Annotated in this window: 27 protein-coding genes; 3 read left to right on the top strand and 24 right to left on the bottom strand. The window is 39.5% G+C overall.

Annotated features, from left to right (window positions below; translation table 11 throughout):
• Positions 1-49: 49 nt before the first annotated feature.
• On the top strand, positions 50-1,174 hold the full coding sequence (hisB, locus tag Rain11_RS08655) for a bifunctional histidinol-phosphatase/imidazoleglycerol-phosphate dehydratase HisB (RefSeq protein WP_101358962.1): 1,125 nt from the start codon (positions 50-52) through the stop codon (positions 1,172-1,174).
• 238 nt (positions 1,175-1,412) lie between these two features.
• The gene (gene aceA, locus Rain11_RS08650; RefSeq protein ID WP_101358961.1) at positions 1,413-2,693 is read left to right on the top strand and encodes an isocitrate lyase; all 1,281 of its coding nucleotides are present in this window, start codon (positions 1,413-1,415) and stop codon (positions 2,691-2,693) included.
• A gap of 63 nt (positions 2,694-2,756) precedes the next feature.
• Here aceA and Rain11_RS08645 read toward each other — a convergent pair whose 3' ends face one another.
• The 4 genes from Rain11_RS08645 to lon all read right to left on the bottom strand — a co-directional run bounded on the left by Rain11_RS08645 (position 2,757) and on the right by lon (position 8,324).
• The gene (locus tag Rain11_RS08645) at positions 2,757-3,938 is read right to left on the bottom strand and encodes an isochorismate synthase (protein ID WP_243390570.1); all 1,182 of its coding nucleotides are present in this window, start codon (positions 3,936-3,938) and stop codon (positions 2,757-2,759) included.
• 108 nt (positions 3,939-4,046) lie between these two features.
• Positions 4,047-4,916 carry a diacylglycerol/lipid kinase family protein gene (locus Rain11_RS08640; protein ID WP_101358959.1) on the bottom strand — a complete coding sequence of 290 codons (870 nt, stop codon included), beginning with the start codon at positions 4,914-4,916 and terminating at the stop codon, positions 4,047-4,049.
• Between the two features lie 70 nt (positions 4,917-4,986).
• Complete coding sequence (locus Rain11_RS08635; RefSeq protein WP_101358958.1) at positions 4,987-5,832, bottom strand: lysophospholipid acyltransferase family protein; 846 nt, start codon at positions 5,830-5,832, stop codon at positions 4,987-4,989.
• Positions 5,833-5,843: 11 nt separating this feature from the next.
• Positions 5,844-8,324, bottom strand: coding sequence for an endopeptidase La (lon, locus tag Rain11_RS08630; protein ID WP_101358957.1), 2,481 nt, complete (start codon positions 8,322-8,324; stop codon positions 5,844-5,846).
• 306 nt (positions 8,325-8,630) lie between these two features.
• On the opposite strand from lon, the gene Rain11_RS08620 reads away from it, so the two are divergent.
• The gene (locus tag Rain11_RS08620) at positions 8,631-10,616 is read left to right on the top strand and encodes an OmpA family protein (protein ID WP_243390569.1); all 1,986 of its coding nucleotides are present in this window, start codon (positions 8,631-8,633) and stop codon (positions 10,614-10,616) included.
• Between the two features lie 85 nt (positions 10,617-10,701).
• Here the strand turns inward: Rain11_RS08620 and rpsN are convergent, their stop codons facing one another.
• From rpsN to Rain11_RS08520, 20 genes are all read right to left on the bottom strand, one after another.
• Complete coding sequence (rpsN, locus tag Rain11_RS08615; protein WP_101358954.1) at positions 10,702-10,971, bottom strand: 30S ribosomal protein S14; 270 nt, start codon at positions 10,969-10,971, stop codon at positions 10,702-10,704.
• Between the two features lie 13 nt (positions 10,972-10,984).
• Entirely contained in the window at positions 10,985-11,542 is a 558-nt protein-coding gene (gene rplE, locus Rain11_RS08610; RefSeq protein WP_101358953.1) for a 50S ribosomal protein L5, read from the bottom strand.
• Positions 11,542-11,883: a 50S ribosomal protein L24 gene (gene rplX, locus Rain11_RS08605; protein ID WP_101358952.1), complete on the bottom strand. Its 342-nt coding sequence runs from the start codon at positions 11,881-11,883 to the stop codon at positions 11,542-11,544. Before rplX ends, rplE begins: the two co-directional genes overlap by 1 nt.
• A 5-nt stretch (positions 11,884-11,888) precedes the next feature.
• Entirely contained in the window at positions 11,889-12,257 is a 369-nt protein-coding gene (rplN, locus tag Rain11_RS08600; protein ID WP_101358951.1) for a 50S ribosomal protein L14, read from the bottom strand.
• A 2-nt stretch (positions 12,258-12,259) separates the two neighbouring features.
• Complete coding sequence (rpsQ, locus tag Rain11_RS08595; RefSeq protein WP_101358950.1) at positions 12,260-12,529, bottom strand: 30S ribosomal protein S17; 270 nt, start codon at positions 12,527-12,529, stop codon at positions 12,260-12,262.
• A 7-nt stretch (positions 12,530-12,536) separates the two neighbouring features.
• Positions 12,537-12,731, bottom strand: a complete 195-nt coding sequence (gene rpmC / locus Rain11_RS08590; protein ID WP_101358949.1) for a 50S ribosomal protein L29 — start codon at positions 12,729-12,731, stop codon at positions 12,537-12,539.
• Between the two features lie 12 nt (positions 12,732-12,743).
• Positions 12,744-13,166: a 50S ribosomal protein L16 gene (gene rplP, locus Rain11_RS08585; RefSeq protein WP_101358948.1), complete on the bottom strand. Its 423-nt coding sequence runs from the start codon at positions 13,164-13,166 to the stop codon at positions 12,744-12,746.
• An 81-nt stretch (positions 13,167-13,247) separates the two neighbouring features.
• On the bottom strand, positions 13,248-13,979 hold the full coding sequence (gene rpsC / locus Rain11_RS08580; RefSeq protein ID WP_101358947.1) for a 30S ribosomal protein S3: 732 nt from the start codon (positions 13,977-13,979) through the stop codon (positions 13,248-13,250).
• Positions 13,980-13,984: 5 nt separating this feature from the next.
• On the bottom strand, positions 13,985-14,368 hold the full coding sequence (gene rplV / locus Rain11_RS08575) for a 50S ribosomal protein L22 (protein ID WP_101358946.1): 384 nt from the start codon (positions 14,366-14,368) through the stop codon (positions 13,985-13,987).
• A gap of 48 nt (positions 14,369-14,416) precedes the next feature.
• Positions 14,417-14,695, bottom strand: a complete 279-nt coding sequence (gene rpsS, locus Rain11_RS08570; RefSeq protein WP_101358945.1) for a 30S ribosomal protein S19 — start codon at positions 14,693-14,695, stop codon at positions 14,417-14,419.
• 8 nt (positions 14,696-14,703) lie between these two features.
• The gene (gene rplB / locus Rain11_RS08565) at positions 14,704-15,528 is read right to left on the bottom strand and encodes a 50S ribosomal protein L2 (RefSeq protein ID WP_101358944.1); all 825 of its coding nucleotides are present in this window, start codon (positions 15,526-15,528) and stop codon (positions 14,704-14,706) included.
• 58 nt (positions 15,529-15,586) lie between these two features.
• Positions 15,587-15,877: a 50S ribosomal protein L23 gene (gene rplW, locus Rain11_RS08560; RefSeq protein ID WP_101358943.1), complete on the bottom strand. Its 291-nt coding sequence runs from the start codon at positions 15,875-15,877 to the stop codon at positions 15,587-15,589.
• Positions 15,878-15,881: 4 nt separating this feature from the next.
• Complete coding sequence (gene rplD, locus Rain11_RS08555) at positions 15,882-16,514, bottom strand: 50S ribosomal protein L4 (RefSeq protein WP_101358942.1); 633 nt, start codon at positions 16,512-16,514, stop codon at positions 15,882-15,884.
• 11 nt (positions 16,515-16,525) lie between these two features.
• Positions 16,526-17,146 (bottom strand): 50S ribosomal protein L3, encoded by a 621-nt coding sequence (rplC, locus tag Rain11_RS08550; protein WP_101358941.1) that lies wholly within the window; start codon positions 17,144-17,146, stop codon positions 16,526-16,528.
• Positions 17,147-17,288: 142 nt separating this feature from the next.
• Entirely contained in the window at positions 17,289-17,480 is a 192-nt protein-coding gene (locus tag Rain11_RS08545) for a CDGSH iron-sulfur domain-containing protein (RefSeq protein ID WP_207764439.1), read from the bottom strand.
• A gap of 38 nt (positions 17,481-17,518) precedes the next feature.
• Positions 17,519-18,406 (bottom strand): lipoyl synthase, encoded by an 888-nt coding sequence (gene lipA, locus Rain11_RS08540; protein WP_101358940.1) that lies wholly within the window; start codon positions 18,404-18,406, stop codon positions 17,519-17,521.
• Between the two features lie 32 nt (positions 18,407-18,438).
• Positions 18,439-19,023: a Uma2 family endonuclease gene (locus tag Rain11_RS08535; protein WP_101358939.1), complete on the bottom strand. Its 585-nt coding sequence runs from the start codon at positions 19,021-19,023 to the stop codon at positions 18,439-18,441.
• A gap of 75 nt (positions 19,024-19,098) precedes the next feature.
• Positions 19,099-20,535 (bottom strand): TolC family protein, encoded by a 1,437-nt coding sequence (locus tag Rain11_RS08530; RefSeq protein WP_101358938.1) that lies wholly within the window; start codon positions 20,533-20,535, stop codon positions 19,099-19,101.
• Positions 20,536-20,552: 17 nt separating this feature from the next.
• Positions 20,553-23,762 carry an efflux RND transporter permease subunit gene (locus Rain11_RS08525; protein ID WP_101358937.1) on the bottom strand — a complete coding sequence of 1,070 codons (3,210 nt, stop codon included), beginning with the start codon at positions 23,760-23,762 and terminating at the stop codon, positions 20,553-20,555.
• 9 nt (positions 23,763-23,771) lie between these two features.
• A complete protein-coding gene (locus Rain11_RS08520) occupies positions 23,772-24,893 on the bottom strand; it encodes an efflux RND transporter periplasmic adaptor subunit (protein WP_101358936.1) in 1,122 nt (373 codons plus the stop codon).
• Positions 24,894-25,205: the final 312 nt, after the last annotated feature.

Here is a 25,205-nt window from a genome sequence, read left to right as displayed (position 1 = left end):
AAAGAAAAATCATAATTTTTTCTAAATTGCCCCTCTAAATTTAGAATTTATGCGAAAAATTTTATTCCTTGACCGCGACGGCACTATTATTGTTGAACCTACCGATAATTTTCAAGTAGATAGCCTTGCAAAACTTTCATTTATTCCGAAAGTAATTCGCAATTTACATTTTTTGCAAAATAATTTAGGCTACGAATTGGTAATAGTTACCAATCAAGATGGCTTGGGTACTGCCTCTTTGCCTGAAACCGATTTTCTCCCTCCTCATCAAAAAATGCTTCAAACACTGGAAGGTGAAGGTATTACTTTCGCCGAAATTCTTATTGATAAAACCTTTGAACACGAAAATGCCCCTACTCGCAAACCCCGTACAGGACTTGTAGAGCATTATCTCAACCAAAACGATATTGATTACTCACAATGCTACGTTATTGGCGACCGCCTCACCGACCTTGAACTTGCCTATAATATGGGCATCAAAGGGATTTTGTTCAACGCTTCTACTTTGCCACTTGCCGAAAAACATCAAAAAGCTCTCGCTTTGCAAACGAATGACTGGGACGAAATTGCTCAATTTTTAGCAGAAAAAAATAAAACCGAACGCAAAGCCCTCATTCACCGAAAAACCAAAGAAACGGATATTCGTGTAGAACTCAATTTGGACAGCTACGAATATACCGATATTCAGACACGCATTGGCTTTTTTGACCATATGTTGGAGCAAATCTCCAAACACGCCCGCATTGCCTTACGCATACGCGTACAAGGAGATTTACATATAGACGAGCATCATACCATTGAAGACACTGCTTTGGCATTAGGAGAGGCTTTCAAAGTGGCTTTGGGTAATAAAAAGGGCATTGCTCGCTACGGACATTTTACCCTACCAATGGACGAAACCCTTGCCCAAGTGGCTTTGGATTTTTCAGGCAGACCTTATTTCGTGGCTCAAATGAATCTCAAACGCGAGAAAGTCGGTGATTTCCCTTCGGAAATGTGCAAACACTTTTTCAAATCTTTTTCCGATACAGCCCTTTGCAATTTGCATATTTACTCGCAAGGCGAAAACGACCATCACATCATTGAAGCTACTTTCAAAGCCTTTGCCAAAGCCATTCGGCAAGCTATACAAATAGAACATCAGGATATTCCTTCTACCAAAGGAATTTTGTAGCTTTCGGGTTGCAGTTTTCAGAAAATTTCAGAAAGGGCTATAAAAGCCCTTTTTTTCTTGGCTAAATTCAAAAAAAACTTACTTAAACACAATTTTGGGAAAAATTTTAGCGAAAAATAAAATTTTAGCGAAATTTCGCTTGACTTATATTTTTCGCTAAATTATCTTTGTAACAGATTTCCGTATGAAAAAGTGTTTTTCAAAAGAAAAATGGTTTCACCCAAAACATACTAACCCAATGACACGCCAAGAAAAAATCAATGCTCTACTGCAAGACTGGGCAAGCAATCCCCGCTGGAAAGGCATAGAACGCCCCTACACTGCCGAAGATGTCGTGAAACTCACAGGCTCTTTGCAAATTGAATACACATTGGCTCGCAAAGGAGCAGAAAAATTGTGGAAAAAACTCAATACTCAGCATTACGTAGCAGGGTTAGGGGCTTTGACAGGCAACCAAGCCATTCAAGAAGCACAAGCAGGTTTAGATGCTATTTATTTGAGCGGCTGGCAAGTAGCCGCCGATGCCAATTTGGCAGGCGAAATGTACCCCGACCAAAGTCTTTATCCCGTGGATAGTGTTCCTGCGGTAGTAAGGCGTATCAATAAAGCCCTTTTGCGTGCCGACCAAATTCAATACCTTACAGGCGAAGGCAATGTAGATTATTTCTTGCCTATTGTTGCTGATGCCGAAGCAGGTTTCGGAGGAAACCTCAATGCCTACGAGCTTATGAAAATGATGATTGAAGCAGGTGCCGCAGGCGTACATTTTGAAGACCAGCTCTCTTCGGCTAAAAAATGCGGTCATTTGGGCGGAAAAGTGCTTGTTCCTACCCAAGAAGCTATCCAAAAACTCATTGCCGCAAGGCTTGCAAGCGACGTAATGGGTGTGCCTACCGTAATCATTGCTCGCACCGATGCCGATGCCGCTAATTTGCTTACCAGCGATATAGACCCTCGCGACCAAGCCTTTATTACAGGAGAACGCAGTAGCGAAGGATTTTACTACGTAAAGTGTGGCATTGAGCAAGCTATTAGCCGTGGGCTTTCTTATGCTCCTTATGCCGATTTGCTTTGGATGGAAACCAGTCACCCTGACCTTGGCGAGGCTCGCGAATTTGCACAAGCCATTCACGCTCAATATCCGGGCAAATTGCTTGCTTACAATTGCTCACCTTCGTTCAACTGGGCGGCAAAACTTTCTGAAAAAGAAATGCTCACTTTCCGAGAAAACTTGGCAGACTTGGGGTATAAGTTTCAATTCATTACGCTTGCAGGTTTCCACGCTCTCAATACCAGTATGTTTGAATTAGCTCTCGCTTACAAAGGTAAAGGTATGGCAGGCTATTCTGAACTACAACAAAGAGAATTCGCCCTACAAAGCAAAGGTTTCAAAGCTGTAAAACATCAGTCTTTTGTGGGTGTAGGTTATTTTGATAGCGTGCAAGAAGTCATTACAGGAGGGGAAGCCTCCACTGTGGCTCTGAAAGGCTCTACCGAAGAAGCTCAATTTAAGCACTAAAGATAAACAGATTGCGTTGTTTCTTGACCAAAAGTTCTCGCCTATGGCGGGAATTTTTGTTTTTTAGCCGATTGCTTTCAGAATAGTTTCCATTTTCAGGGCTGTTTCATTCCATTCCTTTTCAGGGTTAGAATTAGCCGTAATACCTCCACCCGCATACACATAAGCCTCTTGCAAAGAAGGTAAAATCTGCATACAACGTAAATTTACAAAAATGTGCGTTTCTTGCTCTATATTCACTTGCCCCAAAAAACCGCTATAAAACTCCCTATCGTAGCCTTCAAAGTTTCGGATAAATGCCAAACTTTCATCTTTGGGCATACCACAAACCGCCGAAGTAGGGTGCAAAAGTCCTAACATCACTTGCCAAAGGTGCGGAAAATGTACTTCGTTCAGATTTACCCAAAAATCGGTACGCAAATGAGCCAAATTTCCTGCCCTAATAGTTCGGGGACCATCTTCTTCAAATTCTCGCAAACGTATTTTCTTAAAAGCATTGATAATGTAACGGCTCACAAGAGCCTGCTCCTCTATTTCTTTCTGTGTCCAAGTGATTTCGGAAAGATTTGCCTCTTCGGGGTATTTTTGCGTACCTGCCAGTGCCATTGTGCGAAAGATGTTATTTTTATCCACACTGACTAAAATTTCAGGACTTGCCCCTATCCAAATATTGCAGTTAGGCACATACACCACCGAAACAAAAGCCGAAGAATACAAAGCACAAAGATTTTGAAAAACATAAGAAATTTGCAAAGCATCAGAAATCCCTACTTTCATCTTTCTTGAAAGCACAACTTTCTGAAAAGTCTTTCCCTTGATAGCTCCAACCGCCTTTTCTACCAAATGCAAATGTTGTGTTTTCTCCAAATCTGTATTTGGCAAAATCAACTGAACTGGACTTCGGGGGGTATCGGAAAATTCCTTGTACTTGCTATTAAAATCTTTGAGAAGAAAAATGCTTTCAGCGGTTAGAGTTTGGGCGGAATTACTGTAAAAATCAGCATTCAGGAAAAAAATTTTCTGCAAACTCTCATTTTCAAAAGGACTGAAAATAAAGCCTTTTCTTTCGTTAAATTCATCTACCTGCAAAGGCTGTGGCTCAATTTTTTCAGAAAAATCAATTAGGCAATGTATAGTTTTGCTATCAGGCAAACGCCATAAAGCCGTAGCGTAACCCTTCTGCAAAGCCCATTCAAAAATTTCTGTGGGTAAAATAGTAAGCGAACTGGTGGTAAATGTTTCCAATTTTTTCTTTTCCAAACAATTCTAAAAAGTGAAAAGTTTTTGTTTTTCATAAAAATGCCTGTAAGATTTTGAAAATCTCACAGGTATCAAGTAAAGCAATTGTGCCAATCAAGCTACCAAAACTTTCAGGCTTTGTGGCTGAATGGTAACCTTCAACTCTTTTCCAAAAGCATAATTTTCGCCGTCCAAATGTACTGCACCCGCTTGGGAACGTTTGAGCTTTACACTTTTTACTCTAAAACTTTGATAATATTTAGTTTTAGGTAAATTTTTCAGAAACAAATCTAAACCTATTTTGGGCATTTGCCACTTTGGGAAAGGAGTGAGTACGCACACATCAAGCCAGCCGTCCTGAATATCGGCTTGGGGAGCAATAAAAGCATTATTGCCGTATTGCGAGGCATTGGCAAAAGTTACCGAAAAGGCTTCCATTTCCATTGTACCATTTTCGGTTTCTAAAATGTAAGTTTCAGGTTTATACTGAAAAAAAGCTTTCAAAGTGCTTTCTACATAAGTCTGAAAACCTCTTTTGCCTGCTTGTGCGAAAAGACTACTAACGTAAGCATCAAAACCTACGCCCGAAGTGCAAAGAAAAGGCTTTTCGTTAATAACGCAAGTGTCTATTTTTTGCGGATTGAATTTTTTGATAATTTCAACGGCTTTTTCGGGCGAAGCATACATATTAAGGTGGCGAGCCAAACCATTCCCCGAACCATAAGGAATAATCCCCAAAGGAATTTCCGAACCTATCAAGGCTTGGGCTACTTCGTTGATAGTGCCATCACCTCCCACTGCTACTACCACATCAACAAGTTTTTCTACTGCCCTCTGTGTAATTTCGGTAGCGTGCTTTTCTTTTTCGGTGAAATTTATGGCTATTTCATATTCACTTTTCGGAAAATGCTTCTGTAAAGCCTCAATTACTCGTTTTTTAGATTTACCGCCTGAAATAGGATTGATTACAAATTGCAGTTTCATAGCTTGATAACATTAAATTAACATAAAAGGAACGTAAAGTTAATAGAAAAAATTTTTTATGCAAATTTTTTCAGAAATTTCTTTTCTTTTTCCAACGTTTATGCGACCAAAGCCAATTCGGCGGAGTTTCCTGAATTTGTTTTTCTAAAAGCCTGACATAATTTTCTGTAATTTGCCTATCAGGTCTCCTTTGAGGGTGATAAATCTCTTCAAAATACAATTCGTAATGCCCTCTTTTTAGCTTACGTACTCCTCCAAAAAGCACAGGCAAGTTTAATTTAAGGGTAATTTTTTCAACTCCTGCAAAAAAAGCTGTATCCTGATGTAAAAAGTGCGTCCAATGGTCTTTTTCTGTACCCGCAGGACTTTGGTCTGCCAAAAACGCCACTATACGACTTTCCTTGTGATTTTGTAAAACATCTTTCAGGACATTCTGCATTTTAAGAGGTTTCGCCCCAAAGCGAGTACGAATTTGAAGCATTAGGTCGTCAAAGAAACGATTACTCAAAGGCTGATACACAAAATAAAGCGGATAAGGCTGTTTCAGGTTGCAAATCAGCGAGAGCCACTCCCAATTGAACAAATGCCCTACAAAAACTAGTACAGCTTTATTTTCAGAAAGATAACTTGTAAGTTTATCTAAATCTTTTACCCGCACCCTTTTTTCTAACTCTTGTGGCGAAATAGCAAGTACTTTCAGCGTTTCTACAAAAACATCTATTAAACCCCTGTAAAACTGCTTTTGAATAGCTTTTAATTCTTTTTCAGATTTTTCGGGAAAAGAGTTTTTCAGATTTTGCCAAACTACCTTTTTGCGATAGCCAACCACATAATACGCTAAAAAATACAAAAAATCACTCAAAACATACAGCAAACGTAAAGGTAGCTTGGCAAGCAAACGAAAAAAGAAAGCCATTATTCAGAAAATTAAGCATTCAGAGGCATTTTCTCGTTTTCGGAGATTTCAAACTCTATGGCATTAGCCACTTTTTGCGAAAGCAAAGCAAGTGAAAGCACTTCTTGTGCGGTATCTACGTAATGAATTTGCAAGTCTTTCAGGTAATGAGCTGGAATTTCTTTGACATCTTTTTCATTGCGTTTGGGCAAAATAACCTCTTTGATACCAGCTCTGATAGCGGCTAAAAGTTTTTCTTTTACGCCCCCAATAGGCAAAACTTTACCTCTTAAAGTAATTTCGCCTGTCATAGCTAATTTTTCTTTCACTTTTCTTTGCGTAAAAGCAGATGCCAAGGCAGTAAGTATGGTAATTCCTGCCGAAGGACCATCTTTGGGAACAGCTCCCGCAGGCACGTGAATATGCAAATCGTATTGTCCAAAGAGGCGATGGTCTATTTGGTATTTGTGGGCGTGAGCTTTCAGGTAAGAAAGAGCCGCCGTAACAGATTCTTTCATTACCTCGCCCAATTGCCCCGAAATAGTGAGTTTGCCTTTACCCTTGCTCAAAGAGGCTTCAACGAACAGAATTTCGCCGCCTGTGGCAGTCCAAGCAAGTCCTGTAACGATACCTGCGATTTCGTCATTTTCGTAAATTTCTTTGTCGAAAGTAGGTGAGCCTAACAATTTTTCTACCACTTCGGGGGTTATTTTTTTGGCATAAGGTTCTTCTAAAGCTACCGATTTAGCTACCTTACGCATAACTGCCCCAATTTTTCGCTCCAAATTTCTCACCCCCGATTCGCGAGTGTAGTTTTCAATAATAGTCTGAATAGCACTATCCGAAAAGCTCACTTGGCGGGCAGTCAAGCCATTTTCTTGTCTTTGTTTAGGAATGAGGTGTTTTTTAGCTATTTCCAATTTCTCTTCTGTGGTATAACCACTGATTTCAATAATTTCCATTCTATCACGCAAGGCGGGGTGAATGGTATCCAAAGTATTAGCAGTAGCAATAAACAAGACTTTGGAAAGGTCATATTCTACTTCCAAGTAGTTATCAACGAAAGTGCTATTTTGTTCGGGGTCTAACACTTCCAAAAGTGCCGAAGCGGGGTCGCCTTTGTAATCAGCACCAATTTTATCAATTTCATCAAGTATCATCACGGGATTGGAAGTGCCTGCTTTTTTGATACTACTAATGAATTTACCCGGCATAGCACCAATATAAGTTTTGCGATGCCCACGAATTTCGGCTTCGTCGTGCAAACCACCCAAAGACATACGTACATATTTTCTGCCCAAAGATTTTGCAATAGAACGCCCCAAAGAGGTTTTTCCTACGCCGGGGGGTCCGTAAAGGCAAAGAATAGGTCCTCGTAAATCTTTTTTGAGCTTCAAAACTGCCAAATATTCTAAAATTCTTTCTTTGACCTTTTCTAAGCCATAATGGTCTTCGTCCAAAATTCTTTGAGCGTTCTTCAGGTCTAAATTATCTTCCGAGTATTCGCCCCAAGGCAAATCTAATAGTAGCTCAATGTAATTGAGATTGATAGCATATTCGGGCGAGGCGGGGTTGGCACGTTGCAAACGCACGAGTTCTCGTTCAAAATGTTTAGCGACTTGCTCGTTCCACTTTTTTTGAGCGGCTTTCTGACGAAGTTCATCAATTTTTACACCGCCTGCCTCATCACCGAGTTCATCTTGCAGTACTTTGAGCTGTTGGCGTAAAAAGTAATCACGTTGTTGTTGTTCAATATCGGAATGTGCTTTGCTTTGAATTTCGTGTTTCAACTCGAGCATTTGCACTTCTCGGAGCATCAGTTCTAATAGCTTGGTAGCTCTTTCTACACCATCGCTGATTTCCAAGAGTTGTTGCTTTTCGTGCAATTCAGCATTGAGGTTGGAAGCCAAAAAGTGTGTAAGAAAAGGCAAGGATTCAATGTTATCCACAGCAATTTGAGCCTCCTGTGGAATATCAGGGTTGAGTTTCAAAATTTTGATAGCCGCCTCCTTCAAAGAAGCTATCAGGGCTTTTACTTCGCGAGAATACTGCATTGGGAATTTTTCAGGTAACCCCTCTATTTTTGCCCAAAAATAAGGCTCCTCACGCAAAAATCGCTGAATTTCAAAACGCCCACGCCCCTGTATGATGATAGTCATACTGCCATCAGGCATATTGATAGTTTTGAGAATATGCCCCAAAGTACCTATATGGTACAAATCTTGAGCAGTGGGCTCTTCTACATTCGGATTTTTAAGAGCTACTACTCCTAATATTTTATCACCCTTATTTACTTTTTTAACCAAACGAATCGCCTTTTTTCGGCTCACCGTAACAGGAACAACCACTCCCGGATAAAGAACCGTATTGCGGAGAGCTAAAATCCCAATCTCTTCGGGTATTTTTTCGTTATTTTGATCACCTTCACCAAAAATAGAAATTATCTCTACACCAGTATCATTTCCATTTTCCTTCAAAAATGTTGAATTATTTTTTTTTGCTTTCTTTGTCATTGTAGAACGATTTTTGCTTAATCAACCAAAAAGGAACTGACAAAAAGTCATTTAAGAATATGTGAGAAATTTGCAGGTAATTCTGAATATAAACCTGCTTAAATATCATTTTGGTATGTGCTTGATTGAAAAATTTAGCAAAAATAAGTAATTTCAATTATTGTGCCAAAAAGAGGTGGCAGGGCAGAAAGTCAGATAAATGATTTTTTTGTAAGTTTTTAGCAAAAAATTAGTTTTTTTACTAATTTTACAAATTGATAAGCAAAAATCACAGACTTTACGCAAAGCAAGTTATTTCATAATACAATGCAAACTATGATTTATCGTTGGCGAATAGGTATTTTTTTCTTTGTACTTTCTATCCATTTTTTACAAGCCCAGCCCGATAAAATAAAATCGCAAGGGGTTGTAAAAGTCAAAGACCCCGTTGTAGGCAAACATTCTGAAAGCGTATTTGAGTTCCCCAAAATCAACTCTACCAAATATTATTCTGATGAAAAAAAATGGCAAAAAATAGAAAAACTCATTAAAAATCACAAATATAAAGAGGCTTATCCTTTACTTTTTGACTATGTCAAGAGCTTTGGTATTGAAAACTTCTATCGCGACGCAGAAAAGATGTGGATTTTGGCTAAAATGATAGAATTATTAGATGATTTTGAAGCCTCCAAAAGCCTTTACAGAACTATTCTCAAACATCACAAAGGTAGCGAAGTAAAAGCCATAGAATTACATTTTGATAGTATGACCGTCAATCAGAAAATTTACTACGTACCAATTGAATACTACTATGAACTTGTAGAATATCGCAAACTTGTTGATACCCTAATGCCCCCCGAAGCCTTGCTTTTGGAAATGGATTTTGCCGTCAATTCTACCAAAGCCGATTACGCCCCCACAACCTTCGCAAGACAAAATGACAGCCTCATCATTTTTAGCTCCAAACGCAAAGAAAAGCAGGTGATGGCTATCAAGCGTGAAACCAAAGCAAACGAAGACCTTTATTTTTCTCGTAAAATAGACGGATACTGGGCTGAAGCCAAAGAGTTCAAAGGACTAAATACAGGCTATAACGAAGGGTCTGCACATTTGAGTAAAGACGGCAAAACACTGTATTTTTCTCGTTGTGATGCCCCCGATTGCTATGGCAATTGTGATATTTACGTAGCTTATTTACAGCCTGATAGCACTTGGAAAGTTCAAAATTTAGGTATCAATGTCAATAGTGTAGCTTGGGACTCACACCCTGCTCTTTCTAAAAATGAGGATACCTTATATTTTGCCTCTGATAGATTGGGGGGATTTGGGCTTTCAGATATTTATTTCACTTACAAATTACCTGATGGTTCTTGGGCTAAAGCCCAAAATTTAGGTCCCACTATCAATACACGTGGCAGTGAGGTAAGCCCTTACGTGCATCCCATATACGATGTGCTATATTTTAGTTCTAATGGGCATTTGGTTAATTTTGGCGGTTTTGATATTTATAAATCTTACAAACTTTTTGGGCGTTGGCAAGAGCCTTTCAATGTAGGTCCGCTTGTCAATAGTAATGCTGATGAATATTATTTTACAATTGACCACCAAGCCAAGTATTTGTACTACGCCAAAGCCACGGAAGATGAACCCGATAATCTCAATCTATTCTCTTTTCCTGTACCTATGGAAGCAAAGCCTGATGCTACGGTAGTTTTCAAAGGTAAAGTCGTAGATCGCCAAACTGGTAATCCTTTTCAAGGAATTGTTTCCATTATTGATTTAGATAATGGTATTGAAATTGCCCCTCAGTATCTACGCCCCGATGGTTCGTATGAATTTCAATTACGCAAGAATAATAACTACCTTGTGATTATTACGGGAGATGATTTTTTCAGGATTGAGAAAAAGTTTTTCCTTACAGGCGATACACAAATGGATTTGCAAGGGGAAGCTATTCGCTTTAATAAATGGAAATTTGCTTCATTGGAATTTGAAGGGGGTAGTGCAGAAATCAAGCCTGAAATGCAATCCGATTTAGATAAGGTAGTTCACTTTATGGCAGACCACCCCAATATTCGTATTAAAATCAGCGGACATACTGACTCTGACGGCAATGATGAGGCTAATCTTAAACTTTCGCAAGCCCGTGCCGATGCTATCAAAAATTATATTGTAGAAAAAGGTAAAATTTCACCCAGCCGTATAGATGCTATTGGCTATGGCAGTACCCGCCCCATTGTGGTAGAAAAAACCGCCGAAGATAAAAAACTTAACCGCCGTGTGGAATTTGAAATCCTGACTAAAACCAAATAATCTACCCCGACTAATACTTCATTTTTCCAAAATCAAAAACATAAAAAAGACACAAAACTTTTTGGAATTTTGTGTCTGAATTTTTTTACCAACTTGCTTTTTTTACACCGGGCAATTTGCCTTCCAAAGCCCACTGACGAAGCAAGACCCTTGAAATTCCAAATCGGCGAATGTAACCTTTGGGGCGACCTGTAATTTTGCAACGATTATGCAAACGTACAGGCGAGGCATTACGAGGCAGTTTATCTAGAGCCTCATAGTCTCCTGCTTCTTTGAGAGCTTTGCGTTTGGCGGCGTAGCGAGCTACTAATCTTTCTCTTTTTCGCTCACGTGCTTTGATAGATTCTTTTGCCATAAGTTTGGTTTAATTATTTTTTCAAGTTTGCAAAAGGCATACCGAACGCTTTGAGCAATTCGTAGGCTTCTTTATCGGTTTCGGCAGTAGTTACAAAAGTAATATCCATTCCTGAAATACGATTTACTTTATCAATACTAATTTCAGGGAAAATGATTTGCTCTTTTACACCCAAAGTGTAATTTCCTCTGCCATCAAAACTTTTGTCACTTACTCCTTTGAAATCCCTTACACGAGGCAAGGCGATAGTCATCAATCTATCCAAGAACTCATACATAATATTACCACGAAGGGTTACTCTTGCACCGATAGGCATATTTTCACGGAGTTTGAAATTGGAAATAGCCTTTTTAGCAAAAGTAGGCACAGCTTTTTGCCCTGTAATCATTGTGAGTTCTTCTACTCCCTGTTCAACGAGCTTCTTGTCGGCTACGGCAGCACCAATACCTTTATTGATGACAATTTTAGTAATGCGAGGAACTTGCATTACAGATTTGTAGCCAAACTGCTCCTTTAGGGCAGGGACGATTTCCTTCAAATACTTTTCTTTCAGCCTAGGAGTTGTTGCCATTATTGTATAAATTCGTTAGTTTTTTTAGAATAACGTTGTAATTTGCCTTTATCGTTGCGTCTTCTACCTGTACGGGTAGGTTCGCCTGTTTTGGGGTCTATGAGCATTAGGTTGCTGATATGAATACCCGCTTCCTTTTCTACAATTCCCCCTTGCGGATTAGTAGCCGAAGGTTTAACGTGCCTTTTTACAATATTTAAACCCTCCACAATGGCACGGTCTTTTTCGGTAAGCATCTTAATAACCTTACCTTTTTTACCTTTCTCATCACCTGCAATCACCAAAACCATATCACCAGTTTTGATGTGGTATTTTTTCTGTTTATTGAACTTTCTTTCCATAATGCTTACAATACTTCGGGGGCTAATGAAACGATTTTCATAAATTGTTTTTCACGCAATTCACGAGCCACAGGACCGAAAATACGTGTTCCACGAGGTTCGTCTTGGTTATTGAGCAATACAGCGGCATTGTCTTCAAAACGAATGTAAGAGCCGTCTTTACGGCGTACTTCTTTTTTAGTTCTTACGATAACAGCACGCGAAATTGCCCCTTTCTTGATGTTACCCGAAGGGATAGCCGATTTTACGGTAACAACAATTTTATCGCCTACGGTTGCATATTTTTTGCCTGTACCGCCTAAAATACGGATACAAAGCACTTCTTTGGCACCGCTGTTATCAGCCACATTTAATCTTGATTCTTGGCGTATCATAATTACTTGGCTTTTTCAATGATTTCAACTAATCTCCAACGTTTGCGTTTGCTAAGTGGTCTGGTTTCCATAATTCTGACCACATCACCGATATTACACTCGTTCTTTTCGTCGTGAGCCATAAACTTGGTAGTTTTTTTCATAAACTTACCATAAATAGGGTGCTTCACTCTACGCTCTACGGCAACTACGATAGATTTTTGCATTTTATTGCTAACTACTTTGCCAACTTTTTCTTTACGGGCATTTCGTTCAACGGCAGTCTGTTCCATAATTTTCTTATTTTCCGAGTTCTTTCTGTCTGATAACCGTCTGAATACGAGCTACAACTTTGCGAGCCTCACGCAAACGCATAGGATTTTCTATGGGAGCGATAGCGTGAGCCATTTTCAGTTTTAAGAGAGCATCTCTTTCCTCTGCCAGTTTCTCTTTCAACTCTTCCAAAGAGAGTTTTTTTAATTCCATTGCTTTCATAACACACAAGCATTAAGATTCAACATAATCTCTACGCACAACAAATTTGGTTTTCACGGGTAGTTTCTGAGCGGCAAGCCTGAGAGCCTCTTGGGCAACCTCTTGTTTTACGCCTGCAATTTCAAAAAGAATAGTACCCGGTTTCACGCAAGCTACCCAATATTCAGGAGCCCCTTTCCCCTTACCCATACGCACTTCGGCAGGCTTTTTGGTTACAGGTTTATCGGGGAATATGCGTATCCAAACTTGTCCTTCACGTTTCATTTCGCGAGTCATTGAAATACGAGCCGCTTCAATTTGGCGAGCCGTAATCCAAGCCGCTTCCAAAGATTTGATAGCAAAAGAGCCAAAAGCAATTTCTGCTCCACGTGTAGCAATGCCTTTCACACGTCCTTTTTGCTGTTTTCTGTATTTGGTTCTTTTTGGTTGTAACATTGCTCTTTTCGTTTAATAGGTAACCACATAACGAAAGCCTCCTTGCTCAATGGTAACGGCATTGAACCGAAGGCTTAAGGCTTACTTTTCTTTTCTTCTTCTTTTCTTTCCTCCACCACTACCGCCTTTTTTTCGATTTTCTTTCAAAGAAGAAGCCTCTTCTGAAAGACCCGGATAAAGATTGGGTTTTCCGTAAATTTCACCCTTGAAAATCCAAACTTTTACACCAATTTTACCATATACGGTATCTGCTTCTGCCACCGCATAATCAATATCGGCACGCAAAGTATGCAAAGGGATACGCCCTTCTTTATATTGCTCAGTACGAGCCATATCGGCACCACCCAAACGACCCGAAACTTTCACCTTGATACCTTCCACACCTACACGCATAGCCGCCGCTATTGCCTGTTTCATAGCTCTACGATACGAAACACGAGCTCTGATTTGCTGTGCAATGGTATCGGCTACCAAGCGAGCATCTTTTTCAGGGCGTTCTATTTCAAAGATATTGATTTGAATATCTTTGCCAGTTAGCTTTTTAAGTTCTTCCTTGATTTTATCTACTTCGTTACCTCCTTTGCCAATCACCACGCCGGGACGAGCAGTTTGGATAGTAAGTGTAATACGTTTCAAGGTACGTTCAATCAGGATACGAGCAATGCCTCCTTTGGGAACACGTGCTTCAACGTATTTTCTGATTTTTTCATCTTCTACTAATTTTTCAGGGAAATCTTTTCCACCGAACCAATTAGATTCCCAACCTTTGGTAATACCTAATCTGAAACCTATCGGATGCGTTTTTTGTCCCATTGTGTTTATTCATTTACGAGTTTATCAAGAGAAGGAGCAAACAATGCGTTTCTATCATCAATAATCACGGTTACGTGGTTAGAACGCTTACGAATACGATGAGCTCTGCCTTGTGGAGCAGGGCGAAGACGTTTGAGCATTCTGCCGTGTCCTACGAAAATAGTCTTTACAAACAAATCAGCATCTTCCAATCTGGTATCGGGGTTGTGCTGTTGCCAATTTGCCACTGCTGAAAGCAAAAGTTTTTCAAGGCTACGAGCGGCGTGATTGGGCTGATATTTGAGTACATTCAGGGCTTGTCCTACCTCCATACCACGAATTAAATCCACCACAAGTTTCATTTTGCGAGGCGAAGTAGGTACATTTCTAAGTTTAGCAACTGCTTCCATACTTTGTTGTTTTTAAGAGGTTTTTCGGAGTATCCTCCATTCCATACATTACTTTTTACCTTTATCTTTTTTGGCGGCGTGTCCGCGGAAGGTACGCGTAGGGGCAAATTCGCCAAGTTTATGACCAACCATTTGTTCAGTTACATATACAGGGATAAATTTGTTTCCGTTATGTACTGCAAAGGTATGTCCTACGAAATCGGGAGAAATGGTAGAACGACGCGACCAAGTCTTGATAACCGACTTCTTACCCGACTTTTCCATATCCAAGACTTTTTTGGTAAGTCTGAAATCTACGTAAGGTCCTTTTTTCAGTGAGCGTCCCATACTTCTTGTTATTTTTTACGTCTGCTGATGATTAAACGAGTAGAATACTTTTTCTTGTTACGAGTTTTCTTACCTTTGGCAAGCAAACCTTTGCGAGAGCGAGGGTGTCCTCCCGATGCTCTACCTTCACCACCACCCATAGGGTGATCCACGGGGTTCATAGCAACACCACGCGTACGAGGTCTGATACCCATCCAACGCTTTCTACCCGCCTTACCGATTTGTTCGTTCATATGGTCGGCATTAGAAACCTTACCCACGGTAGCCATACAAGTGGCAAGAACCATACGCATTTCACCAGAAGGCAATTTTAGTGTAACATATCTTTCATCTTTGGCGAGTACCTGTGCATATGCTCCCGCACTACGGGCAAGCCCACCACCTTTTCCAGGTTTGAACTCAATGTTATGTACAATAGTACCAAGAGGCATTTCTCCGAGAGGCAAAGCATTTCCTAAATCAGGGGCTACGTTTTTACCCGACTTGATAGTCATTCCAACTTTCAAGCCTTCGGGAGCGATAATATAACGTTTTTCCCCATCTTCGTATTGTACCAAAGCGATGTATGCCGTACGATTAGGGTCGTATTCTATGCTTAGCACTTGTGCTGATACATCAAATTTATCGCGTTTGAAATCAATGATACGATAGCGTCTTTTGTGTCCGCCACCGATATAACGCATAGTCATTTTTCCTTGGTTATTGCGACCTCCTGTTTTTTTCAGGGGAGCAAGCAAGGATTTTTCGGGCTCAGTTTTGGTGATTTCCGTAAAAACGGGAGCTATTCTAAAACGTTGCCCGGGTGTTACGGGTTTTAATTTCTTTACTGCCATTTTGTTTCTTCTTTTTCAGTGAAGCACTATAATTAATGAAAGTTTCAGCAAGGTACGCTTAGCCATTGCCATACACATCTATAAAATCGCCTTCTGCTACACGTACAAGGGCTTTTTTATAGGCTTGTGTTCTACCAGATAAAACATTGGTTTTGGTATAACGTACTTTGGGCTTTCCTCCGTAGCGTAAAGTATTTACACTCTCTACGGTTACGCCGTATATTCTTTCAATTTCATTTTTGATTTCCACTTTGTTGGCTTTTTTATCAACAATAAAAGTGTAGATACCTTTATCGTGAAGCCCTGCGGCTTTTTCGCCAATCACCGCCTTTTTAAGTATCGTCTTCATATCCTTATTCTTTTACTAAAATTTCTTGGATTTTGGCAACTGCTCCTTCGCACAAAATTACCACATCAGCATTCATTACTGCGTAGGTATTGAGGTCAGAAGCTACGATAGTATTTGCTTTGGGTAAATTTCTACCAGAAAGATACACATTAGGTGTGTGTTCGGGTAGCACGAGAAGCGTCTTTTTGTCTTGAACAGCTAATTTTTCAAGAATTGCCAAATATTCTTTGGTTTTGGGCTTATCAAAGCTGAAATTTTCTAATACTTTGATAGCATTTTCTTGAGCTTTATAGGTAAGAGCCGATTTACGAGCCAAAATTTTGGTTTTCTTGTTGAGCTTGAAATCGTAATCACGAGGTCTGGGACCGAAAATTCGTCCTCCGTGGCGGAACAAAGGGTTCTTGATACTACCTTTACGAGAGCCACCTGTACCTTTTTGGCGATGAAGTTTGCGGGTAGAGCCGTGTACTTCGTTTCTTTCTTTGGATTTATGCGTTCCCTGACGCTGTGCCGCCAAATAGTGCTTTACATCTAAATACACAACGTGCTGATTAGGCTCAATCGCAAAAATCTCATCAGGCAGGTTAATTGCTCTGCCAGTTTCTGTGCCTTGTATATTCAAAACGGGTAATTGCATCGCTGTAAAAATTATTTTTCAATGATAACAAAAGAGTTTATCGCACCGGGTACCGAACCTTTTACGATAATGAGGTTCTTTTCAGGAATAACTTTCAAAACTTTCAGGTTTTGCACTTTTACACGGTCATTACCAGTTCTACCTGCCATACGACGACCTTTGAAAACGTGCCCAGGTGTAGAACCAGGACCCATTGAACCAGGGTGGCGTTGGCGGTTGTGCTGTCCGTGGGTTTGCCCACCCACACCGCTAAATCCGTGTCTTTTTACAACACCTTGAAAACCTTTACCTTTGGAAGTTCCCACTACATCAACTAAATCACCTTCTGCGAAAACATCTTGTACAGAAAGCGTATCGCCGAGTTGAAGAGGTTTTTCAAACCCTTTGAACTCCACTAATTTACGTTTCGGGGTAGTACCCGCTTTCTTGAAGTGTCCGAGCAAAGGCATTGGCGTGTTTTTTTCTTTTGCTTCGCCAAAACCCAGCTGTACTGCTTCATAACCGTCTTTTTCCTTCGTCTTCACTTGCGTAACTACGCAAGGACCAGCTTCTATCACCGTGCATCCGACAAGCTGTCCATCGGCACTGAAAAAGCTAGTCATTCCGATTTTTTTTCCAATAAGACCAGACATTGTACTTTTTTGCTTAAATTTCAAAAAATCAATCCCTTACGATAGGGTTTCCGTAAGGGACTGCAAATTTAGGAATAATTTTTGAAAACAAAAAAATTTTAAGAATTATTTTTCAATAATTCAGCTATTTGTCTTGGAGAAGCTATCCTTGAAATCCTATTTTCTTATGCGAACCATCGCAAAAGGGCTTTTTTTCCGAGGCACCACAACGACAAAGAAAAGTTTTTTCTTTTTCAATTTTTTGAATCTCTCCACTCACTTTTAATGTACAACTGCCATAAACCACCATAGGTCCGTTGGGGAGAATCTCAATTTGCAAGGTTTGTTGTTCCATAAAATCAAAGATTTAGGTGTAAAATTATTGCAAAAACATCAAATCGGAACATTTACGTGCCTTTCGGCGTGATAAGAAGAACGCACCAAAGGTCCCGCTTCTACATATTTCAACCCTCTTTTCAAACCCTCTTCTTTGTAATGCTCAAACAAATCGGGGTGAATGTACTCAACTACTTCCAAGTGCATTTTAGTAGGTTGTAAGTATTGTCCCAGTGTAAGAATATCTAAACCATTGGCTACCAAATCGTCCATTGCTTCATACACTTCCTCACGGGTTTCACCCAAGCCCAACATTATCCCTGATTTGGTACGTTTGCCAAATTCTTTGGTTCGGCGAATTTGCTCCAAACTACGCTCATATTTAGCTTGTGGGCGTACTCTGCGATACAAACGCTTAATGGTCTCCATATTATGCGAAACTACCTCCTGCCCTGCGGAAATCATAGTATAAAGAGCTTCCCAATTGCCTTTCACATCGGGAATAAGCGTTTCAATAGTAGTTTCAGGACATAATTCTTTGGTTAGCCTTACGGTTTCGTGCCAAATCGCCGCTCCTCGGTCTTTGAGTTCATCTCTATTTACCGAAGTAATAACAGCGTGTTTTACACCCATAAGTTTAATCGCCTCTGCTACTCTGCGAGGCTCATCGGTATCGTATTCGGTAGGTTTGCCCGTAGCAACCGCACAAAATGTACAGCTACGCGTGCAAACATTTCCTAAAATCATAAAAGTGGCAGTACCCGCTCCCCAACATTCGCCCATATTAGGACAATTACCACTTTCACAAATTGTATGCAGTTTGTAGGTATCTACGAGTTTTCTCACTTTGGCGTATTCGTACCCAACGGGCAATTTTACGCGTAACCAATGCGGTTTTTTGGTTTTATATTCTTTTTCAGAAGTTACAATGGGTAATTCTATCATAATAATAATTTTTGCAATAAAAAATGTTCTGACTACAATAAAACGCACAAATCTATAAATAAATTTGGCAAAATGTCTTTTCCTGTAAGGGTTTTATCGGCAAAACCTTCTACCATCTCAGGTTCTTGGGTGTTTGGTGTGTAAATATAAACCTTTTGCTCTTGCAAGTCTATTAGCCACGCAAGTTTTACGCCATTAGCCAGCCATTCTCGCATTTTTTCTTGCAAATCTTTGAGCCTATCCGCAGCAGATTTAATTTCTATCACAAAATCAGGACACAGAGGCACAAACTTTTCTTTTTCTACTTCGCTCAATGCCTCCCAACGCTCTCGCTTGATAACCGCTACATCAGGCGATTTGATAGAGCTATCAGGCAAACGAAATCCTGTGCTGGAATCAAATACTACTCCAAATTTTTCTTTTCTATTCCACAATATAATTTCTGCATTCAATTCTGAATTAAATTTCCCCGTTTTTCCGCCTGTAAGTGCCACAACAATAATATCGCCTTGGGCAGTGCGTTCAAATTTCAAATGGTCGTTCTGTCTGCAAAATTCAAAAAATTCGTCATCTGTAAAACTTAGCTTTTCAGGAATATGCAAAATAGTAGTTTCCATATCTGTTGGAACTTGGCGGCGTTTTTACAAAGATAAACATTTTCATAGAAAGGAAGGTTTTGCAAAGTGAAATTTTTACTGCCAACCTCCTCCCAAAGCCCTGTACAAAGCAATAACATACTGAAACTGATGCAAGCGAATTTCAAATAAATCTATTTCTGCCTCCAAAACAGCTTTTTGCGTGGTAATAACTTCTAAATAATTCGCAAATCCTGTTTTGAATAAGTCTTGCGAAGTAATTATTGCTTTTTGAAGTTCTTCTACCTCTTTGTTTCGCAACTCATAGACTTGTTGAAGGTTGGCAAGAATTTTTTGAAAAGTCTGTATTTCTTGAAATGCACGTAGCACTGTTTTCTGATATTCAAAATACGCCTCATAGTTTTGAGCTAAATTCACCTTATAGTTGGCTTTCAAGGCATTGTTTTGAAAAATGGGAGCAGTAAGCCCCCCCAAAATACCATAAGCTATGGAAGCCGAACTAAACAAGACATTTCCTCTGAAAGCGTTCAGCCCTGCATAAGCATCTATGTTTAAGGAAGGTAGAAAAGCCGCTTGTGCAGAACGTAAATCTAAACGTGCCGCTGCTAATTGTCTTTCTGCCAAACGCACATCAGGACGTAAACGAAGCATCTGTAAAGGCGTACCTATACGAATAGTAGGAATAGTTTTTTCTAATAAGTTCTGACTGCGAGCAATTTTTTGAGGCACTCGCCCACATAAAAAATTGATTTGATTTTCTAAATCTGTAATCTGGTTTTCCAAAAGAAATTTCAAACTTCGGGTACGATAAAGTTGTGCTTGTGTTTGTTGCACAGCAAGTTCTGTTGCTTTTCCTGCTTCTTTTTGTGTTTTCATCAAAGCTAAAACTTGCTCTTGCAACTGAATATTTTTTACAACCACTTCCAATTCACTATCCAAAGCTAAAATCTGATAGTATAAAGTGGCTATTTGTACTACCAATTCTGTTGTAATTAAGTTTTTATATTCTTGCGAAGCTAAAATGCGTGCTTGTTGAGCTTTCTTGGAACTACGAAGTTTTGTCCAAATATCTATTTCCCAACTACTACGCAACCCTACAAATAAGTCCGTAGTCGGATTTGTAGGGATACGCTGATTTTCACCAATGTTTCCTGATAGGTTGGTGTCAAAGTTGCCCACACCATTCATCGTAAAATCGCCAAATTTATCTGCCCCTGCCGAAGCGTGAAAACGCACATTAGGCAATAAAATGCCTTTGGTATAAAGATACTCTGCTTTTGCCTTTTCAATACGTTGTAAGGCAATTTGTAAATCTCTGTTATTTTGTAAAGCGATGGCTATCAAGTTTTCAAGTTCATCATCTTGAAAAAAATCTTGCCATTTGAGCAAAGCCACTGAATTAGTATCTTGCGAGAGGCTTACAAAATTTTGGGGAATATCTATTTTCAAAGGCTCTTGAATGGGTGCAAAATAACGTTGGCAAGAAAAAGCTAACAATAAGACAGCCCAGAAACAATATTTTTTCAGGTTCATAAGATAATTAGCTATGATTAGTTTTTTTCGGAAAAGGTTAAAAATTCTTGATTTTCAGCAATATGATTTTCTTTCAAAATACCCTCTTTGGCATTAGATTTCTTTTTACCTAATTCAGCCATAATTACATACAAGCCTGGAATAACAAAAACACCAAGCACGGTACCTATCAGCATACCTCCTACGGAAGCAATTCCGATAGACTGATTACCTGCGGCACCCGCTCCCGAAGCCAAGCAGAGAGGTACTAACCCTGCAATAAAAGCCAGCGAGGTCATCAAGATAGGACGTAAGCGAGAACCTGCTCCTTCTATTGCCGCCTGCAAAGCTGAAATACCCTGTCGCTGGCGTTGAATAGCAAATTCTACAATCAGAATAGCGTTTTTCCCTAAAAGTCCTACAAGCATTACAAGAGCTACTTGTGCGTAAATGTTGTTTTCTAATCCTGTAATTTTCAAGAAAAGATAAGAGCCAAATACTCCAAAAGGCAAAGAAAGCAGTACTGCCAAAGGCAGAGCAAAACTCTCATACTGAGCCGAAAGTATCAAATACACAAAAAGCAAACAAATTAAAAAAATATAAAGCGTTTGATTTCCCGCCAAAATCTCTTCTCTTGTAATTCCTGACCATTCAATAACATAACCTTTTGGCAGAACCTCTCGGGCAACCTCCTCAACAGCACGAATGGCATCACCACTGCTATAACCTTCGGCGGCTTCGCCATTGATAAGTGCCGTAATATACATATTGTAACGAGTGATTTGCTCCGCCCCATACACACGCTCCAAACGTACAAAAGAAGCAAATGAAACCATTTCGCCTTGCTCATTTTTTACATAAAGTTGTAGAATATCTTCGGGTTTGGAGCGATATTGTGGTTTGAGTTGAATCATTACTTTGTACATTTGCCCAAAACGAATAAAATTAGAGGCATAATAGCTACCAATAAGAGCTTGCAATGTTTCCATTGCGTTCTCAATGCTTACTCCCTTTTTGGCGGCAACTTCTTGGTCAAGATGAATGAGATATTGCGGAAAATCTGCATTAAAAGTAGTAAAAGCCGTTTTGATTTCAGGGCGTTTTTGGATAGCTTCTATGAATTTTTGCGTAATTTGGGCGGTCTTGGTAAGAGAAAGGTCTTCGGTTTTGTTTTGCAAACGAAGTTCAAAACCACTTGAATTTCCAAAACCAGGCACCGTAGGTGGTAAGAAAAACTCTATTTCTGCTTCTTTAATCTCTTCGGTAAGTTGTGCAAAAATTCGTGTGAGTTCTTCGGCGGTTTCTTTGCGATCTTCCCAAGGTTTGAGGTTAATCATTCCCATACCATACGAGGCTCCTGTGGATTCAGTCAGAATACTATAACCCGCAAGTGTGGAAATAGACTCTACTGCCGCGTGCTTTTGCAAAGCTCTCTGAATTTTATCCAAAGTAGCAGATGTTCGCTCCAAAGTAGAACCCACAGGTGAGGTTACACTCACATAAATCATTCCTTGGTCTTCGGTAGGAATAAATCCTGTGGGTAAAATTTTGCTAATGCCTACCACTAAAACAATTGCCATCACGGTAGTGAGCAAAGTAACTTTTTTCAGCGGAGCTATACGGGCTACTATTTTCTTATAGAAATTTTCAAACCACTCATACTTTTGATTGAACTTTTCAAAAAATTTATAAATCCAAGCCTTTTTCAAGGATTCTTCACCCTCTTCGGGGTCGTGGTAATGCGTGTGTTTGAGCCACAAAGCACACAAAGCAGGTGTAAAAGTAAGAGCATTGATACCTGAAATCACTATTGCAAAAGCCAAGGTGAGTGAAAATTGTCGGTAAAAAATCCCCACTGGTCCTGAAAGAAATGCCACAGGCACAAATACCGCCGACATTACCAGCGTGATAGCCAAAATAGCCCCTGCAATTTCATTCATTGCTTCAATGGTTGCTTGCAAAGGCGAACAATGTTTTTCGTGCATTTTTACGTGAACTGCCTCTACTACCACTATCGCATTATCCACCACAATTCCGATAGCAAGCACTAATGCAAACAGCGTGAGCATATTTACCGAAAAACCCAAAAGTTGCATAAAAACAAAAGTTCCCACCAGTGCCACAGGCACAGCCAAAGCACTAATCACTGTAGAACGAAAATCTTGTAAGAAAAGATACACTACCACAAAAACCAAAATAAACGCCTCTATGAGCGTTTTAATAACTTCGTGAATGGAGGCATCAAGGAAGCGAGAAACGTCATAGGCAATGCTGTAAGTCATTCCAGGGGGGAAAGAAGTTTCTTTCAGTTCAGCCATTTTGGCTTTGATATTCTTAATAACTTCTGCCGCATTGGAGCCAGGGCGTTGTTTTATCATAATAGACGCCGAAGGTCTCCCATCTGTTTTAGAGACCATTGAATAAGTAAGCGAACCAAACTCTACATCAGCAATATCTTTCAGACGCAAAATAGAGCCATCTTTTTCGGCACGGATAACCAAATTTTCGTACTCTTCGGGGGTTTTGAATTTTCCCGTATAACGTAGTACATACTCTAAACTTTGAGCTTTTTTAGCCGAACTTTCCCCTGTTTTTCCCGGTGCAGCTTCAATATTTTGTCTGCGTATGGCTTTAATCACATCATCAGGGCTAATCTTATAGGAACTCATTCGGTAAGGTTTGAGCCAAATACGCATAGCGTATTCTTTGGAGCCAAGAATTTCACAAAAACCTACTCCATCAATACGTTTGAGTTCCTTGATGATATTGATATCGGCAAAGTTGTAAATAAACTCCTCGTCTGCGTTTTCGTCATTGCTGTAAATATTTAAGTACATCAACATACTATTCACTTCCTTCTCGGTAGAAACGCCTGCACGAATAACCTCTTCGGGAAGTTCATCAATTACGGTAGCTACCCTGTTCTGTACGCTTACCGCCGCTACATCGGGGTCTGTGCCTACTTTGAAATAGACCGTAATAAGCGTAACACCACTATTGTTGATAACCGTACTCATATAAGTCATTCCTGGTACGCCATTGATAGCCCTTTCCAAAGTTATGGCAACGGCATTCATACAGGTTTCGGCATTAGCACCTGTATATTTGGCAGTAACGGTTACCGAAGGAGGAGCAATATCAGGGAATTGTGTTACAGGGAGTTGGAATAAAGCCAAAACGCCCAGTAATACAAAAAAAATAGAAATGACCAATGAAAGAATAGGTCGCCGAATAAAACGCTCTACCATAAAAATTATTTACAAGTTTTCAGCTAATAAACTATCAACAGAAATTATTTTAGGATTGATGCTAACTCCTTCCTTCAAACCTTGAATACCTTCTACTACTATTTTTTCACCTACTTTCAGACCCGATTTTACAATATAAAAATTTTCGCGTCTTTTGAGTGGAATAAAACTGCGTAATTGAGTTTTGTTGTTTTTATCTAAAACGAAAACATAGTTTTTATCTTGAATTTCCATCACTGCCTTTTGAGGAATAAGGATAGATTTTTGTATTTTTTTAGAAGCCAACACTTTACCTGTAGCACCGTGTTTGAGCAAGCGGTCTGGATTTGGAAATTTAGCCCGAAAGGCAATAGAACCCGAACCACCCTCAAAATCTCCTTCTAAAGTCTCTATTACCCCTTCGTGTGCATACACACTATTGTTGGAAAGTACAAGTTTCACGACTTGTTGCTTTATGCTGGTATCCAACTGACGCTTCTTCATATACTCTAAATATTCATTTTCGGTAATCTTGAAATAGGCATACATATAAGAGTTATCAGAGATAGTTGTAAGCAAAGTCCCTTCTTGCAAAAGGCTACCAATTTTGAGGGGAATTCTATCAATTAAGCCATCAAAAGGGGCGTGAATAATAGTATAAGAAAGTTTAAGCTCTGCTTTTTGGAGCTCGGCACGAGCCTCTTCTACTTTGGCAAGAGAGGCTTTCCATTTAGCTTCTGCCATTTTTAGTTCTACTTCTGAAACTACTTTTTTATCTACCAAAAGTTTCACGCGTTCTACTTCAATTTCAGCCGTATGAGCTTCTGCCGTTGCCGTTTGTAAATTTGCATTAGCGGTAGCTACTTCCGCTTTATACTCTAAATCATTGATTTTGAAAAGGGGCTGTCCCTTACTTACTTTTTTCCCCTCATCAACAAAAATTTGCTCCAAAAAGCCTGCTACTTTGGTGCGTATCTCAACATTCTTTACTGCCTGAATATCAGCTACATAATACTCATAATCTTCTACATCTTGCTCTTTTACCTGCACAACAGACAACGGAATAGGAGTTTGTTGCTCTTGGTTTTCTTTTGTACAAGCAATAAAAAAAATCGTGCCTAAAAGCAAAGCACCCAAAAAGTTTTTATACATAAAGCAATGAAAATGTTTGGTTAGAAAAATTTAAAATTAGAAAAAGCTATGCTTCAATCTCTAAATGCAAATAAGAAAGGTGTTCAAAATTTTGGTTATTTTTTCGCAAATTTATTCATTCTTCTGAAATCCATAACTTTTTTTCGGAGAAAATGTTTGAAATTTTATTTTTTTAAAATGAAGTTCAATATGACCGCCAATTGAGGTATTTGGAAAAATAAAAAAATGGCATTTATTTAGGAAAATTTTCCAACGATTAACCTAAAAAAAATGCCAAATTTATTAGAAATCCTCCTGCTTTTACAAACAGAA

The sequence above is a fragment of the Raineya orbicola genome, from assembly GCF_002843425.1.
GTDB classification, from domain to species: Bacteria; Bacteroidota; Bacteroidia; order Cytophagales; family Thermonemataceae; genus Raineya; species Raineya orbicola.
Note: the sequence above shows the minus strand (reverse complement) of the source record. Positions and strands in the feature narration are given on the sequence as shown.

Bases quoted from the DNA above. Each gene is read 5' to 3' on its own strand.
- Rain11_RS08535 (WP_101358939.1), bottom strand. From the start codon at position 19,023: ATGGAAACTACTATTTTGCATATTCCTGAAAAGCTAAGTTTTACAGAT.
- lipA (WP_101358940.1), bottom strand. From the start codon at position 18,406: ATGATAGAATTACCCATTGTAACTTCTGAAAAAGAATATAAAACCAAA.
- rplD (WP_101358942.1), bottom strand. From the start codon at position 16,514: ATGCAATTACCCGTTTTGAATATACAAGGCACAGAAACTGGCAGAGCA.
- rplN (WP_101358951.1), bottom strand. From the start codon at position 12,257: ATGATACGCCAAGAATCAAGATTAAATGTGGCTGATAACAGCGGTGCC.
- lon (WP_101358957.1), bottom strand. From the start codon at position 8,324: ATGACAAAGAAAGCAAAAAAAAATAATTCAACATTTTTGAAGGAAAAT.
- Rain11_RS08525 (WP_101358937.1), bottom strand. From the start codon at position 23,762: ATGGTAGAGCGTTTTATTCGGCGACCTATTCTTTCATTGGTCATTTCT.
- rplW (WP_101358943.1), bottom strand. From the start codon at position 15,877: ATGAAGACGATACTTAAAAAGGCGGTGATTGGCGAAAAAGCCGCAGGG.
- Rain11_RS08620 (WP_243390569.1), top strand. From the start codon at position 8,631: ATGCAAACTATGATTTATCGTTGGCGAATAGGTATTTTTTTCTTTGTA.
- aceA (WP_101358961.1), top strand. From the start codon at position 1,413: ATGACACGCCAAGAAAAAATCAATGCTCTACTGCAAGACTGGGCAAGC.
- Rain11_RS08635 (WP_101358958.1), bottom strand. From the start codon at position 5,832: ATGGCTTTCTTTTTTCGTTTGCTTGCCAAGCTACCTTTACGTTTGCTG.
- hisB (WP_101358962.1), top strand. From the start codon at position 50: ATGCGAAAAATTTTATTCCTTGACCGCGACGGCACTATTATTGTTGAA.
- rplC (WP_101358941.1), bottom strand. From the start codon at position 17,146: ATGTCTGGTCTTATTGGAAAAAAAATCGGAATGACTAGCTTTTTCAGT.
- Rain11_RS08520 (WP_101358936.1), bottom strand. From the start codon at position 24,893: ATGTATAAAAACTTTTTGGGTGCTTTGCTTTTAGGCACGATTTTTTTT.
- rpsS (WP_101358945.1), bottom strand. From the start codon at position 14,695: ATGGGACGCTCACTGAAAAAAGGACCTTACGTAGATTTCAGACTTACC.
- rplE (WP_101358953.1), bottom strand. From the start codon at position 11,542: ATGGCAACAACTCCTAGGCTGAAAGAAAAGTATTTGAAGGAAATCGTC.
- rpsQ (WP_101358950.1), bottom strand. From the start codon at position 12,529: ATGGAACAGACTGCCGTTGAACGAAATGCCCGTAAAGAAAAAGTTGGC.
- rplP (WP_101358948.1), bottom strand. From the start codon at position 13,166: ATGTTACAACCAAAAAGAACCAAATACAGAAAACAGCAAAAAGGACGT.
- rplV (WP_101358946.1), bottom strand. From the start codon at position 14,368: ATGGAAGCAGTTGCTAAACTTAGAAATGTACCTACTTCGCCTCGCAAA.
- rplB (WP_101358944.1), bottom strand. From the start codon at position 15,528: ATGGCAGTAAAGAAATTAAAACCCGTAACACCCGGGCAACGTTTTAGA.
- Rain11_RS08545 (WP_207764439.1), bottom strand. From the start codon at position 17,480: ATGGAACAACAAACCTTGCAAATTGAGATTCTCCCCAACGGACCTATG.
- Rain11_RS08530 (WP_101358938.1), bottom strand. From the start codon at position 20,535: ATGAACCTGAAAAAATATTGTTTCTGGGCTGTCTTATTGTTAGCTTTT.
- rplX (WP_101358952.1), bottom strand. From the start codon at position 11,883: ATGGAAAGAAAGTTCAATAAACAGAAAAAATACCACATCAAAACTGGT.
- Rain11_RS08640 (WP_101358959.1), bottom strand. From the start codon at position 4,916: ATGAAACTGCAATTTGTAATCAATCCTATTTCAGGCGGTAAATCTAAA.
- rpsN (WP_101358954.1), bottom strand. From the start codon at position 10,971: ATGGCAAAAGAATCTATCAAAGCACGTGAGCGAAAAAGAGAAAGATTA.
- rpmC (WP_101358949.1), bottom strand. From the start codon at position 12,731: ATGAAAGCAATGGAATTAAAAAAACTCTCTTTGGAAGAGTTGAAAGAG.
- rpsC (WP_101358947.1), bottom strand. From the start codon at position 13,979: ATGGGACAAAAAACGCATCCGATAGGTTTCAGATTAGGTATTACCAAA.